The 15,417-nt window shown below is 52.3% G+C and carries 5 protein-coding genes; 2 read left to right on the forward strand and 3 right to left on the reverse strand.

What is annotated here, in order from left to right; translation table 11 throughout:
• Positions 1 to 69 precede the first annotated feature (69 nt).
• From ctlX to ACYVK4_RS25320, 3 genes are all read right to left on the reverse strand, one after another.
• Entirely contained in the window at positions 70 to 999 is a 930-nt protein-coding gene (ctlX, locus tag ACYVK4_RS25310) for a citrulline utilization hydrolase CtlX (RefSeq protein WP_461130366.1), read from the reverse strand.
• 182 nt (positions 1,000 to 1,181) lie between these two features.
• Positions 1,182 to 1,538 carry a four helix bundle protein gene (locus tag ACYVK4_RS25315; protein WP_461130367.1) on the reverse strand — a complete coding sequence of 119 codons (357 nt, stop codon included), beginning with the start codon at positions 1,536 to 1,538 and terminating at the stop codon, positions 1,182 to 1,184.
• A 134-nt stretch (positions 1,539 to 1,672) separates the two neighbouring features.
• Positions 1,673 to 3,160 (reverse strand): arginine deiminase family protein, encoded by a 1,488-nt coding sequence (locus ACYVK4_RS25320; protein WP_461130463.1) that lies wholly within the window; start codon positions 3,158 to 3,160, stop codon positions 1,673 to 1,675.
• Positions 3,161 to 3,448: 288 nt separating this feature from the next.
• Between ACYVK4_RS25320 and ACYVK4_RS25325 the strand changes: the two genes are divergently transcribed.
• Positions 3,449 to 6,292 carry a hypothetical protein gene (locus ACYVK4_RS25325; RefSeq protein ID WP_461130368.1) on the forward strand — a complete coding sequence of 948 codons (2,844 nt, stop codon included), beginning with the start codon at positions 3,449 to 3,451 and terminating at the stop codon, positions 6,290 to 6,292.
• 407 nt (positions 6,293 to 6,699) lie between these two features.
• The gene (locus ACYVK4_RS25330) at positions 6,700 to 15,339 is read left to right on the forward strand and encodes an SdrD B-like domain-containing protein (protein WP_461130369.1); all 8,640 of its coding nucleotides are present in this window, start codon (positions 6,700 to 6,702) and stop codon (positions 15,337 to 15,339) included.
• Positions 15,340 to 15,417 lie beyond the last annotated feature (78 nt).

Consider the following 15,417-nt stretch of genomic DNA (forward strand, 5'->3'; position numbering starts at 1 on the left):
GCAGACGTATCAGTAACACTTGCGTCAGCCACTTACCGACTTGGGCGAAGCCGCTTACTGACTTACTGACTAATTCTTCGGCAAATGCACTTCGGCCATCATGCAGCGGGCGGAGCCGCCACCGTTGCCTTCGATCATGGACAGGTCGAAGTGGAACAGCGTGGCGTAATCATCTAACAGGTCGATCTGTTTGGCGGTCAGTGACTCGTAGGCTTTGGTCGACATGATGAGCATTTTTTCGCCTTTGCGGGTCAATACCAGCAACATGTTACCTGCGAAACTGGCCATCTGCTCCAGCGAAATATCGATTACCCGCTTGTTTAGCTTCTCCAGTTCCTGCCGGACCATGAGCCGCTCGTCGGGATCGCTGATGGCCGAGAGGCAAATGACGGCAAACGTATCGGCAATGCACATGAGCACATTGGTATGGTAAACGGCCTTCCCTCCCGCGTCGGCTGCGCTGAACGAGACAATCCGGTAGTTGGTCTGTTTGCTGAATTCGGCCAGCACATCGGGGTGCGTTCGGGGCGACAGGCTGGCAAAGGCAACTTTGTTCATCCGATCGAGGACGAGACTACCCGTGCCTTCGAGGAACTTCCCTTCCTGCTCAAAATGGGTCAGGTCAACGACCCTGGCGACATGGTACTGTTTGGCCAAATCGTCGATAATGTCCTGTCGGCGTTCGAGACGACGATTTTCGGCCTGCATGGGATACAAGACCACCGTTCCGCTGGCGTGAAAGGACACCCAGTTATTAGGAAATATCGAATCGGGCGTATAGGGTTCAGCCGTATCGTCATACACGGTAACGTCGACCCCCATTGCCTGAAGCTGGCGGGCCATTTCGTCAAACTCCTGACGGGCCGTTTCCTGGGCTACACCCTTCGTTTGTAAGGCCAGTTGACTATCCTGAAACGCATTCGACTCGGCCGTTTCGGTATTGAAGCCAAAGTTGACCGGACGAATCATTAAAATATGGGAAGTGGCCTGTGATTGCATGGAAATTCAGTTAGTAAGTTGGTAAGTCAGTAAGTTGGTAAGTCAGTAAGTCAGTAAGTTGGTAAGTCAGTAAGTGGCTGACGCTGGAGTATTGCTTTCGCGCGTCAGCCGCTTACCGACTTGGGCGAAGCCGCTTACCGACTTACTGACTAAATTTTCTTCAGCAAGTTAGCATGATCCAGCTATTTGTTCAATGCCCTGCTGAAAGCGTTTATCATCTTTGACAACTCCTCCGTCAATAAAATGATATGAGTTCGTTGCCCTTCATCAACATACCCTAATCGATAGGCCAGGTAAGTCATTGATTTAACTTCATTTGATGAGGTACGGCTATAATTTAAGAAACGGGCAAAATCAAGTTCGCTATGCCGGTCAAAGCCTTCAGCAATGTTGTTTGAGATAGACACCGACGCTCGACAAATCTGGTCTTTAAACCCCCAATCCCGGTTTTCGCGGTAGATAGTATAAATGATCACGGCTAAATCCTGGCCTTTTTGCCAGATCAACAAATCTTCAAATCGCTTTACTTTCCATCCCATTTTAAGCTCAAGATTACGGTTTAACTTTACAGGTTTCGACTTACCGACTTACCGACTTACCGACTTACCGACTTACCGACTTACCGACTTACCGACTTACCGACTTACCGACTTACCAACTTACAACTACACACTCACACCTCCTCCCGCAACAAGGGCAGACTCATGCAGTGGGAGCCGCCCCGTGCCCGGCTCAACTCGGCCGAGGGCAACATGATAAACGTGTTCTCGATAGTCTCGGGAGAGGATTCGCCCCGCTCGAAACGGTCCAGCAGTTTGGCCGCCCCGATTACCTCAAATCCTGCCGCCCGAAACGCATCGGCTGTTTTTTCGTTCCGGTCGTAGCCGACCACAACCCCATCTTTCAGCGCCAGCAGATTACAGGAGTCCGTCCATTGTTCGCGGGCACCAAATGGAAATTCGTTATTGCCGGAATAAATGAACTGGACGGGTTCGGTAGCCCCAAGGTCGTTTTCACTAATACCCGTTAGCAGGTCTTCCAGATTATCGATCTCGATCGGCTTATGTTCCAGGCCCTTACTGAACTGCATGATTTTCAGATCTTCCGATACATCTTTGGGAGCGAAGAAATGGATAACGTCACGCTTTTTAGCTTCGTCGCCGGTGCGGGCCAGCGAGCCCAGGAGTACCCATATATTGCGTTTCACCTGGGTGAATACGGTATCGATGTGCATGTAATCCCGCTTTTTCGGAATCTGGAGGATCGTTACTTTATCGACTACATTTTTGCTAAATACCAGGCGCATAACCTGCTGGGCCGCGTACAGGGTCGTACGTTCGCTAACACCAACAATCAGATGCCGCTTGCCAATCATCATCACATCGCCCCCTTCCAGCGTGGTCCGGGTAACATCGCGTTTCACATCGGCCTCGGGCAGTAAAAAAGCGTGCTCATTATCGGGAATTTCAAGAATTTTATCCTGATAATCCATAAAGAGCGGATGGTTAAAGAAAATATACTGGGCCAGCAGAGCCTCCCGCGTACGGGCCAGTTTGGCTGGCTTGTTGAGCAGAATATGGTCGTTGATCACGATGCCAATATCCCGCGTGAAGATAAAGTTGGGAAGCGGGGCAAACAGCATGGTGAAGTCGGGCAGCGAGCCCGAGATCATGATTTTTGCCAGTTCAACCGGATCGTACTGACTCAACTGCTGCTGAGTTCGAAACGATGTTCGCTCGATACCGCAAATAGCCGCAATCAGTCGGGTACGGATAACTTCATCGGCCAGAATATCCGACAGCAGACACTGAATATCGATAACCTTGTCGGACTTAAAATAGTCGGCGTGGTCGGGTTTGTAAAAGCCCCGGTCAGCATCGGGCCCGAGTTCCGCAATCCGGCCTTTCACCTTAACAGGATCAAGGAAGTATAACAGAATCTTAACGTAGTAGTCATACTCATCCCGGCGCATCATATCTAAATGCACAATGTCTTCAAAGAGCCAATCCTGTGCTTTAGACGGCACCACTTTACCTAGTCCCCGATCGGGGCTATGGATCAATAGTCTTCGTAGAGTGCCTATTTCTGATGACACCTGTATGCGTGACGATGGACGAGTTTGCGTATCATTATTGGTCGTCGCCAAGTCGTCAACGGCCATTTTTGCTTCATTTATCATAAACATCCAGCGTTGTATCTGGTTTCATGCTGGTACTGCAAGGTACGGGTTTGGCGTATGAAATAAAAAAAGAGCTTCGACACGGAATCTTGCTGTTTCAAAGCCGTTTGGAACCCCGAAGCGTCCATTTTAGTAACCTATACACTAATTTTATTTTATTACAGGTATTATAATTTAACAATAATTTACCATTATCACTATTTAGTAAATATTGGCACGCTGTTTGTCACCCGCATCCCTGGAGCCATGATTTCCGGCTACACAGCGCTCATGAATGCATCTATCAGGGAGGTTTGCTTGCCCAATTATTTCCACAGACTATCCTTTTCTGTCAAGGATTCAGCTGACGGGGCGTCTTATAGACTCCCCAATCAGTTAATTGGTAAAGTGTGGTTTTTCACAGCTACGCTATTGATCTTAAGCAATCTATCATGGGCGCAAACCCCGGCTCCCAATACCCTTACGCTGGTAAATCTTGTCAATAAATCCATCGCAAATCAGGGCGATGTACTGACCCATACCCTTGTCCTGACCAATACAGGCGCGGCCTCAGTTACGGCCATTCTTGTTCAGGATTCTACATCGACCGGCCTGCAGTATGTAAGCAATTCGGCAAGTGCTCCCGGCGGCACTACGTTTACGGCGGGCATACCCATCAGTTCCTGGTCGATCCCTTCCTTAGCGGCCGGCCAAAGCTTAAGTTTAACCTACCAGACGGTGGCCGACAGCTCCGGCATCTTGTATAGTCAGGCATCCGTTCCCGGAGATACCGCAACAGCTTGCACCTCTATTCCGCTCAAAGTTTGTGAAGGCGACACCTACGCAATTCAACTAACAGGACCCGCCGGGCGAAGCAGCTACCGCTGGTTTCGGGATGGTGTCGAACTAACCGATCAAACAACCCGCGTTCTGACAGTAAGCAGTCCGGGTAGCTATAGCCTGTCGGTCGACGATGTGTCCGGTAAATGCCCTGATTTCTCCTGTTGCCCGTTTATCGTCGAACAATATGCCTTACCTGACTTTCAGGCAACAACCGTATCAGCCAGTTGTCCAGATATGCCCCCGGCCAATGGAAAGATCATACTCTCGGGCTTCAACCCTGCCGATACCTATCAATATTCTGAAGGAAACGATTTCAATCCAACTGCATCGCTGTCGGGAGCCCCGAAAATGATTCCGGCCGATGGGGTTCTGGCCGATAATCTTGTCAATCCAGCCACGAGCCAGGCGTATACCATTCGGGTTTACAATGCATCGGGCTGTTACATTGAGCGAACCGTAACCTTGCTACCTGCGGTTTGCTGTAGTTTAACAGCCACAGCCCTGTCGGGTCCGTGTGCCGGTGCGACGAATACGTTTTCCAATACGGTAGTGGTCACACTCGCTCATGCTGTAACAGGAACACTCATCATCACGGATGGCCCGTCCAGCCAGACAGTTGCGGTAACAACAGCCAGTACAACCTTCACAGCGGTTTTTAACAACCTGCCCGCAAATGGATCTACCCATGCGGTAACGGCCAGCCTGCCAGGCTGTTCCAGTACTACAGCCAGTTATGTGGCCCCCATCGGTTGTTTACCAGACCTTGCTGTAAGTGTGACTCGGGGCGATTGTGAGCCCTCAACAAATACTTATTCGATTAGTGGCAGCCTGTCGTTAACCAACGCAATCACTGATACCGCTACCATTACTGATGGAGTTGTAAGCACGACGGTCCCGATCAACGCGGGCGAGACATCGGTCGCCTATTCCTTAACCGGTTTGTCTTCGGGGACGGATTCGCATACCGTGGTGGTAAGTTACGCCGGTCAGGCAGTGTCAAGTAATTATACCGCACCCGTTTCCTGCACTGTCGCCCCAACGGCTCCGGCTCCCGCTCTAACTCCTACGATCACGCTATCCGTAACCGACCCGGGGGTGTGTGAACCCGCCACCAACCTATACACAACAACCGGTACGCTAACGCTTACCAATGCGCCATCGGGAACAGCGATAATAACGGATGGGCTGGCAACGACAGCTCTTTCGGTGAGTGCCGGAACGACATCCGTCATCTACAGCCTGACGGGTTTGCTCAGCGGTTCGGGGCTGCATACGGTAACCGTCAATTTTGCCAGTCTAACGGCTTCTACCACCTATACTGCGCCGGTATCCTGCACCCAATCGATACCAGTTATGTTATCGCTTGAGCAACGGGTCGACAAATCCAGAACAAACATCGGTGAAATCAACAGCTATACCCTTGTACTGACCAACACAGGCACGACTACCGCCAGCGGGGTACCCGTTCAATTACTGAATACCCCCGGACTGACTTATATACCCGCATCTGTTACGCTGCCTTCAGGTACTACGTTTACGCCGGGCAATCCGGGAAGTGTCTGGATCATCGCATCGATCAGCTCGGGACAAAGCCTCTCACTCACATTTCAAGCCAGGGCCGACAGCAGCGGCATCCTGTACAACACAGCCATCATCTCCGGCGACACGGCAAGAGTCTGTACATCTGTACCCGTTAAAGTTTGTCCGGGAAGTGGCTATTCGTATCGACTGGCGGTGGCATCCGGCCACAGCCGATACCAGTGGTTTCGCACGGTCAATGGCATTACCAGTGAGCTCACCAGTTTCACAACCAACATTCTGGACGTTACCCAGCCGGGGGAGTACAAACTCATTATTGATAATAGCACCGGTACCTGTACCAACTTCAGCTGTTGCCCGTTTATCCTTGAAGAAGATACCCTGCCTACCTTCCAGGCAACGGTAATTCCGGTTGCCTGTGTGGGCGGGACCCCACAAGCCAACGGTAAAATTGAGCTGAAAGGCGTCAAGCCTACGTATACGTTCCAATATTCGGCAGGTACCAGTTTTACCCCAACGGCTGTACTATCCGGGTCAGCAAAGGCAATTCCTGCCGATGGCCTGATCGTTAGCGATCTCCCCAATCCAACGCTGGCTCAAGCCTACACCATCCGGGTTTATAATGAGTCGGGCTGTTATGCGGATACCAGCGTCGTGCTACTGCCCGTTGCGTGTACCTGCCCCGAGAATCAGTGTATTCCCTTTGTGTTTAAACAAACCAAACGGGTCGCACGAATAGGCGACGCTAAATAAGAAAAATCCTACTTCTGTATTTGGTCAACTTTACGTTATCATTCAGATTGCCCTGCAGTAACAGGTGAATGATAGCGAAGCACACTGTGTACCATACCTAAAGTGCGTCAAAACAATACATTATATATTCATATTATACTTATTTTTATACACACAGTAAAATAGATTACGAACGACATAAATTTGGATACAAACAACCATTGGCATATAATTTGATAATCTTTATTAAGGTAACCATTTATATAAAAATAGTATTTAAATAAATAGTATATATGTGTATTTTATTATACTTAAGTGTATACACCAGATGAAATAAATGGTTCCACAGTTACTTGGCACACGGTTTGACTTAACCAACGGATATTGATAAATACTCTCATCTGAGTAAAATTCAAATCTTTGGCTGTATGACAAATCCTTTTACGTCACGTACCTACTCTTCCTACCAGAGTCAGGAATGTTCCGGTCCCATCCCCTTACAACCTCGAAGTTGGGGAGCAATGAACGCCTGTCGGATTGATAAGCTTCGCCCTAACGTCTTCCCGAAATCTTACAGCTTCCTGCGGGTATGGTGGGCTCTTGCCTTACTTTTCGTATGCGGAGGAGCCTTATCAAGTTTAGGTCAAACAATTACCGGAACCGTTTATCGTGATTTTAACAGCGATGGTGCTTATACCGCCATCCCGTCATCAGGTACGTATGCGTATGGCGAACCGGGTGTTGCGGGCGTAGTCGTCAAGGCGTTTAACGCAAGTGGCGTTGTTTCGGCAACAGCCACAACAACGGCGGCCGGGACCTATACACTCAATGTTGGCTCATCCAGCCAGTTCAGAGTTGAATTTACAAATCTGGCATCCAGTGACTATGAAAGTTTCAGGGGTACAAACAGCGCCACATCGGTCCAGTTCACTACCGGAGGAACATCAGGTGTAAACCTGGGGATAAACTATCCCCGTAACTACTGCCAGTCCAATCCATCATTGCTGGTTGCCTGTTACTTAAGTGGCAACCCCTTAGCTTCGGGAAGTGACGTAGCTAACTTGGATGCCCTGGTAAAAGTACCTTACACGGCAACAAATACCACGCCCTCACCAACCGAACTCGGCACTGCAGCTGAAATTGGCAGCGTGTGGGGGACAGCTTATCAGCGATCAACCAAGAAGTTATTTTCAGCAGCCTTCCTGAAGCGCCATACGGGCCTGGGTCCTTTGGGTTTGGGTGGTATTTACGTGACTACGGTTGGTACATCACCCACAAGCACGACATATGCCAACGTGCAAACACTGGGCATTACGAATCTGGGCACCACGGCACTAGGGACTCGCGGTTTGCCAGCCAGTGGATTGACCTCAAGTTCTGACCCAACTGCTTTTACGCTGGTGGGAAAAGCGGGTTTAGGGGGCATGGCCCTGTCTGAAGACGAGAGCAAACTGTATGTTATTGATCTGTTTAACAAACAGCTCATTATCCTCAACATTGGCAATCCGGCCAAAGCGAGCCTCACAGCGGCCGACGTACAAACACTGGCCATTCCAGACCCTGGCTGTACCGATGGGGTTGCCCGTCCCTTTGGCATTACCGTGTACAAAGGCAAAGCGTATGTAGGTGTCGTCTGTACCGGTGAAAACAATTTCGCTACGGCCAAAGCCAACCTTAAAGCGTACGTTTATGCCATGGACGAAACGACGCAGACCTTTAATACGACCCCTGTTATAACCGTTCCGCTCAACTACCCCAAAGGCGATGTTCACCATACCTATCCGGCTTTGGGCGATGTCTGGAACCCCTGGACAGACACATTTTCAAACTTTAACACCAACAATACAAACGCGTTTGCTACCCGTACGGCCCTGCCTCAGCCCGTACTATCCAGTATTGCCTTTACGGATAATGGCGATATGGTGCTGGGCTTTATGGACCGGGCCGGGCATCAGTTAGGGTACCGCCAGCGGGCACCAGGCGACAACAGTGGCACACCTGTTTTATACAGTGGCTATGTTGGGGGCGACATTCTACGCGCTCATTTTGATGGTGCGCAATGGAATTTAGAGAATAATGGCAGAATCAGTACCGCTACATCGGCATCTGGTGTCGGAAATAACCAGGGACCCGGTGGTGGTGAGTTTTATGCCAAGGAAGAATACCTGAATGCTACTACTCACCAGGAAACTATGCAGGGTGGTTTGGCGGTCGTTTCAGGTACCAATCAGCTGGTAGCTACCGTAATGGATCCCTTATCTGTTTTTTCGGGCGGTTTCAGCTGGTTCAGTAATACCGACGGCGATGATGATCGGCGGTATCAGGTTTACATTTCCTCCACTGCAGGCGATGTGACCCTGGGAAAAGCCAATGGATTAGGGGGCATTGCTGTTGCCTGTGACGAAGCTCCCATTGAAATCGGTAACCGGGTTTGGATGGATGCTAACGATAACGGCATTCAGGACGCCGGTGAACCGGGCATTGCCGGGGTGAAAGTGACCCTGACCGGACCCGGTCTGACGTCGCCCGTAAGTGTCACAACAAATAGTAGTGGCGAGTATTATTTTTCCAATACCAGCGGCACAGCAGCTACCGGCTTTGCGTATAGCCTTACGGGGTTGACCAGTGGAAGTTCGTATTCACTAACCTTCCCAAGCAGCGCCAGCGCCAATACGCTGGTCCTCAGCACCAAACCTAACTCAGCTACAGGTACCAACACCGACCTTATCGACACCGATCCAAGTTCGGCGGGGCTTATCAGCTTCACGCTGGGCGAATCGGGTCAAAATAATTTTTCGTTTGATGCCGGGTATGTGACTCCGGCCTGTTCGCTGTCACTTACGCCCACCGTTTCGGGTTGCTACAGTACAACGGCGGGGAGCAAAGTAACCGTGAGTGTTGAGGTTGCCTGGGAGAATGCCCCGGCGGGTGAATACATCGTTATAACAAGCGGAGCACAGAGCCGAACGATTACACCGGGAACGATTACCATAACCTATCCGCAGGTAGTCGGAACGCTCACCGGGCAAAGCACGATTGTCAGCCCTCAGGTAGTTGCTTTTGAAGTAGATGCCAATAGTAGCACGGGCTCCATTACGGCCAAATTCAATAGCACGACAGCCTGTCTGGCAACAGCTTCATTCACGACACCGGCCCCTTGTTTGCCAACCGCCTGTGCTACAGGATCTGATTTAGGCGGTACCGTGTTTAAAGACTTTAATGACAATGGCACCAAGGAATCAGGTGAAACGGCGGGTGTACCGGCTGTAACCGTGAAAGCGATTGCCTGTGATGGTACCGTTTACACCACTACCACCGATGCTTATGGCCGTTACACACTTTCGATACCTCCGGCTAACTATCCGGTACGGGTCGAGTTTAGTAATGTGCCTGGCGTTTATAACCTGGGCGTAAATGGTGCTAACTCCCGGACAACCGTTCAGTTTGTCAATGCGCCTAACTGCACAACAGATCTTGGCGTAAACAATCCCATTGATTACTGTTCGAACACACCGGATATTTTCGTGCCCTGTTATGTATATGGCGACCCGTTGGTAACGGGCAGTTCGTCGGCAACATCGGCAGCACTGGTTAGTATTCCATATGGCGTTTCATCCATCACTTTCCAGGGCGAAAATCCGCTGGCCAGCGCCAGTAAGATTGGTAGCGTTTGGGGGGCGGCTTATAATAAAACAACCAAAAAACTTTTCCTGAGCGCGGTTCTAAAGCGCCATGCCGGCTTAGGGCCCGCCGGGTTGAGCGGTATTTATGTTACCGATTATTCGAACCCAGCCTCGGTCACCACAACCACATTCCTCAGTGTATCGGCCATAGGTATTGATGTAGGCACCATTGCCAGTAACTCATCCCGTGGTTTAGTGGGCGATAAGACCCAGCCAAGTCGTGATCCTGATTCGTTCAGTCTGACGGCGAAGGCAGGTATTGGCGATCTGGAAATATCGGAGGATGGCAACAAGTTATGGTTGATGAACCTGAATGATCAAAAGCTATATTCGATTGACATCACGCAGTTTAATACCGATGGCGTTACGAAGCCAACGGCAGCCAATGTCAACTCATTTATCATTCCAGCTACCTGCGTTAATGGTGAGTTTCGCCCGTGGGCATTGAAGGTGTACAATGGTAAAGTCTACGTAGGGGGCGTTTGTGATGCGCAGACATCGGGAGACAAATCCGATTTGAGGGCTTCTGTATATGAATTGAATGGCTCTACCTTCACCAAGGTTTTCGATTTCCCGCTAACGTATCCCAAAGGCTATCCAGCAGCTGCGAACCGGAATATAACGGGCTGGTTTCCCTGGACGGATACCTTTAATGACCTGCTTGATGGCAGCACTACTTTGCGTCACCCAGTCCCCATATTTACGGACATCGAATTTGATATCGATGGTTCGATGGTTCTTGCCTTTGGTGATCGTACGGGTTTTCAGGGTGGCGATCGAAACTACCGCCCGGATGGTACCAGCACAACACTTTACGAAACGAACTCACAGGCGGGCGATCTGCTCCGTGCCTTTTACTCGAACGGTGCCTTTGTACTGGAAAATAATGCAAAGGCAGGACCGAACATCGGCTACGGGGCAAACAATTCACAAGGCCCCGGTTTTGGCGAATTCTATAACGATAACTGGGTGCAGGAAGGTGGTACCAATGTCCTGTACCATGCCGAAGAAGTTATGGGTGGACTAGCCCTAAAACCAGGTAGCGGTGAAGTGGTGGTAACAACTATCGACCCTGTTGATGGTCACCCCTATGCAGGTGGTGTGCGTTACATGAGCAACTCCACAGGTCAGGTTACAGGCTCGTATTCTGTGTATATTACACGTGGCCCCGATGGGAGTCCGAATCCGGGAACGTTTGCCAAAGCAACCGGCCTGGGCGACATTGAGCTTAGCTGTAACACCATTACCTTACTCGAAATTGGTAACCGGGTGTGGCGGGACGACAATCAGGATGGTGTGCAGGATGCCTGCGAACCCCCGCTGGCAGGTGTAACTGTTTCGCTCTACCAAAATGGTACGCTGGTAGCCTCTACCACAACCAATACAAGCGGTGAATATTATTTCAACAATAATCCGGTTAGCAGTACAGTGGCCGGTACCGTGTCGAACACCGCTATCCAGCCCAATACAGCGTACCAGATCGTTTTCGGCAAAACTCAGTTTGCCAACGATCTGCTCACCCTGAGTGGCAATAAGTACATACTGACACAGGTCAACAGTACCACGACCAATGCTAATGATCTGAACGACTCAGACGCCCTGATCGCTACCGTTGCGGGCACGACAGCACCGGTTATCAGTGTAACCACCGGCAACGTTGGTTCGGTTAATCATACATATGACGTGGGCTTTATCCAGACAGCCAGTCTGGGTGACTTTGCCTTCGAAGATAAAAATACCAACGGCGTGCAGGATGCTACCGACACACCCATTGCGGGCGTAGTAGTGACCCTATATACCAACGGGGTAGCCTCGCTAACGACTACGACCAATGCCAGTGGCTTATATTCCTTCACAGGCCTTACCCCCGGCAGTAGCCTGAGTTACTCGGTTGGCTTTACTCAACCAGCAGGCTACACGACAATCACAGCTAACGCTGGTAATGACGATTCGAAAGATTCAGACGGGCTGCCTGCAACAGGAATCACGGGCGTGTATACCCTGACGGCGGGCGAGAACAATACGACCGTCGACATGGGCTACGTAAAGCTAGCCAGCCTGGGTGACTTTGTCTTTGTCGACGAAGACAAAGACGGGATTCAGGATGCCAATGAAGACCCAATTCCAGGCGTTGTTGTTACTCTATACATCAACGGAGTGTCTTCCACTACGACCACCACCAACGCCAGTGGCTTGTACTCCTTTACGGGCCTAACCCCAGGCAGCAGTTTCAGCTACGCAGTAGGTTTTACCACACCAACCGGCTATACCGCAACGATTCCTTTATCAGGTACGGACAAAACGATTGACTCAGACCCGGTCAATGGCATAACCGCTGCTGTCACATTAACCTCCGGAGAAAACAACCCGACACTGGATGCCGGTTTCTATCTCATCCCAGCCGGTTTAGGGGATTTCGTCTTCCTGGATAGTAATCGAGACGGGATTCAGGATGCCAATGAATTGGGGATACAAGGTGTTGACGTAACCTTGTACGTCAACGGGGTGGTATCGCTAACAACGACCACAAACGCGTCGGGCTTCTATTCGTTTACCGGCTTAACTCCCGGCAGCCTGATTAATTATGGAGTGGGTTTCGCGGCTCCGACCAGTTACACGGCTACATTACAGAATACGGGTAGTGACGACGCTAAAGACTCGGATGCGGATCTGATTACGGGCAAGACCCAATCGGTAACGCTGGCCCCCGGCGAGTTCAATCCGACACTGGATGCGGGCTTCTTCCTGCCCGAAACCATCCAGGTACTGGTTGGCACACCCATCTGTAACACCCTGACCAACCAGTATACAGCGACGGGTACGGTTAACCTGACCAACGCTATAGCCGGAAATCTGACCATCACCGACAACGGTGGCAACCTGACGGTGATAGCGATCACAACCGGACAAACCACCGCTACCTTCAGTCTGACGGGGATTAGCGGCTCTACTCCGCCGACTCATACAGTAATCGCTGGCTTCGGTACGGCCACGGCCAGCACCACTTACGCTACACCAGCCTCATGCACCGTCTGCTCGACCAGCCTCACCACGGCTAATCTGCCAAACGGACAGGCCAATACGGCTTATAGCCAGACGCTGATCACCACCGGCGGAACCCTGCCCTACACCTACACGGTGCTGGGCAACCTGCCCGCGGGTCTGAGTCTGGAGGCCACCACGGGGGTGATCTCGGGTACGCCTACATCAGCTTCTGCTACCAGCTTCTCGGTGGTGGTCACCGACGCCAAAGCCTGTTCCGATGTTGCCGCCCTGAGCATCACGGTGACGGCCCTGCCCGTCTGCTCGCTGGAAGCGACAGCTACCCCGGGCGTCTGTAACACGGCCACCAACACCTATACGGTGACGGGTACGATCTCGGCCACCAACGCAGCTATCAACTCGGCCAGCCCCCAAACGCTGACCGTCTCGGTGGGCAGCAGCAGCACCGTGGTGACTCTGACAGGTGACGGGCCGGTTAGCTATACCCTCACCGGATTGACTTCTGATGGGCTGACCCAGACGGTTAGTGTGGTCTCCTCGGCCACCGCCTGTGGTACCACATCGGTCACTTACACCGCTCCGGCCTCCTGCTCCATTGCCCCACCGGCCCTGAGCGTGCTGGTCAGCACACCCCTCTGTAACAGTGTGACCAACACTTACACCGCGACGGGTAGCATTAGCCTGAGCAACATCGTCTCGGGTAGTCTGACCCTGACTGATAATGGCACCACTCTGGAAGTCATCACCCTGACAGTCGGCCAGACCACGGCCAGTTTCTCGGTAAGTGGTGTCAGTGATGCCAGCAGCCACACCCTCATCGCTACCCTGACGGGCGGCACATCCGCCAGTGCCACCTACACGGCACCGGTAGCCTGTACCGTCTGCTCGACCAGTCTGACTACGGCCAGTCTGCCCAATGGACAGGTCGACGCCCCTTACAGCCAGACCATCACGGCCACCGGCGGAACCCTGCCCTACACCTACACGGTGCTGGGTACCCTACCCGCGGGTCTGAGTCTAGAGGCTACCACGGGGGTGATCTCGGGTACGCCTACATCAGCCACTACCACCAGCTTCTCGGTGGTGGTGACCGACGCTAAATCCTGCTCCGATGTTGCCGCCCTGAGCATTACGGTAACGGCCCTGCCCGTCTGCTCGCTGGAAGCGACAGCCACCCCGGGCGTCTGTAACACGGCCACCAACACCTACACCCTGACGGGTACGGTCTCGGCCACCAACGCAGCTATCAACTCGGCCAGCCCACAAACGCTGACTGTCTCGGTAGGCAGCAGCAGCACCGTGGTGACCCTAACGGATAACGGTCCGGTCAGCTATACCCTCGCCGGACTGACTTCTGATGGGCTGACGCAGACGGTTAGTGTGGTCTCCTCGGCGACCGCTTGTGGTACCACATCGGTGACCTTCACCGCCCCGGCCTCCTGTTCGGGTGCCCCGGCGCTCTCTCTGGAGAAAATGGTCAGCCGCTCCAAAGCCAAAATCGGCGACATCCTCACCTACACCCTGGTGCTGACCAATACGGGAACTGGTACCGCTACCAACGTCGTGGTCACCGACTCCACCACCGCCGGGCTGACCTTCGTGCCCGGTTCAGTCTCCGCCCCCGCCGGCAGCACCTTCACCCAGGGAACGCCCATCAGCACCTGGACCGTCGCCAGCCTGCCAGCCGCCCAGAGCCTGAGCCTGACCTTCCAGGCCCGGGCCGACAGCAGTGGTATCCTCTACAACAAGGCCACCATCCCCGGTGATACGGCCACCGTCTGTACCACCATCCCTGTTCGCGTCTGCGCCGGGGATAGTTACACCTTCCGCCTGGAGGTCGCCCCGGGCCGGTCCAGTTACAAATGGTACCGCGACGGCGAGGAGATCGTCGGTCAAAACACCAACGTGCTGGAGGTGAGTGCGCCGGGAAGTTATAGCCTGGCTGTCGACAATGTGACGGGCAAGTGCCCTGACTTCAGCTGCTGTCCCTTCATCATCGAGGAAGCCCCCCTGCCCACGTTCCGGGCCGTAGCGACCCCGGTGACCTGTGTGGGCAACAGTCTGCAAACCAATGGCAAGATTACCTTAAGCGACTTCAAGCCCACCCAAACCTATCAGTACTCGCTGGGCAGCAGCTTCAATCAGGCTGCGGTGCTGTCGGGAAGCGCCAAAGTGATCCCGGCCAACGGCATCATTGTCAGCACGCTGAGCAACCCGGCGGTGGCTCAGGCCTACACGGTACGGGTCTACAATGGCTCGGGTTGTTACAAAGATGTGACGGTGCTGTTGCTGCCCACTATCTGCGGTTGTCCAGCCGATGTGTGTGTGCCCTTCGTGCTGCAGCAAACCAAACGACCCAAACGCATTGGTAATGCCCAGTAAAGGTTTATAAGCATAGGTTTCGTTTTATACAAGTCGGGCCAGCTCTTTCAATGGAAGCTGGCCCGACTTGCTGTAGGC

This window comes from Spirosoma aerophilum, from assembly GCF_054782495.1.

Bases quoted from the DNA above. Each gene is read 5' to 3' on its own strand.
- ctlX (WP_461130366.1), bottom strand. From the start codon at position 999: ATGCAATCACAGGCCACTTCCCATATTTTAATGATTCGTCCGGTCAAC.
- ACYVK4_RS25315 (WP_461130367.1), bottom strand. From the start codon at position 1,538: ATGGGATGGAAAGTAAAGCGATTTGAAGATTTGTTGATCTGGCAAAAA.
- ACYVK4_RS25320 (WP_461130463.1), bottom strand. From the start codon at position 3,160: ATGGCCGTTGACGACTTGGCGACGACCAATAATGATACGCAAACTCGT.
- ACYVK4_RS25325 (WP_461130368.1), top strand. From the start codon at position 3,449: ATGAATGCATCTATCAGGGAGGTTTGCTTGCCCAATTATTTCCACAGA.
- ACYVK4_RS25330 (WP_461130369.1), top strand. From the start codon at position 6,700: ATGACAAATCCTTTTACGTCACGTACCTACTCTTCCTACCAGAGTCAG.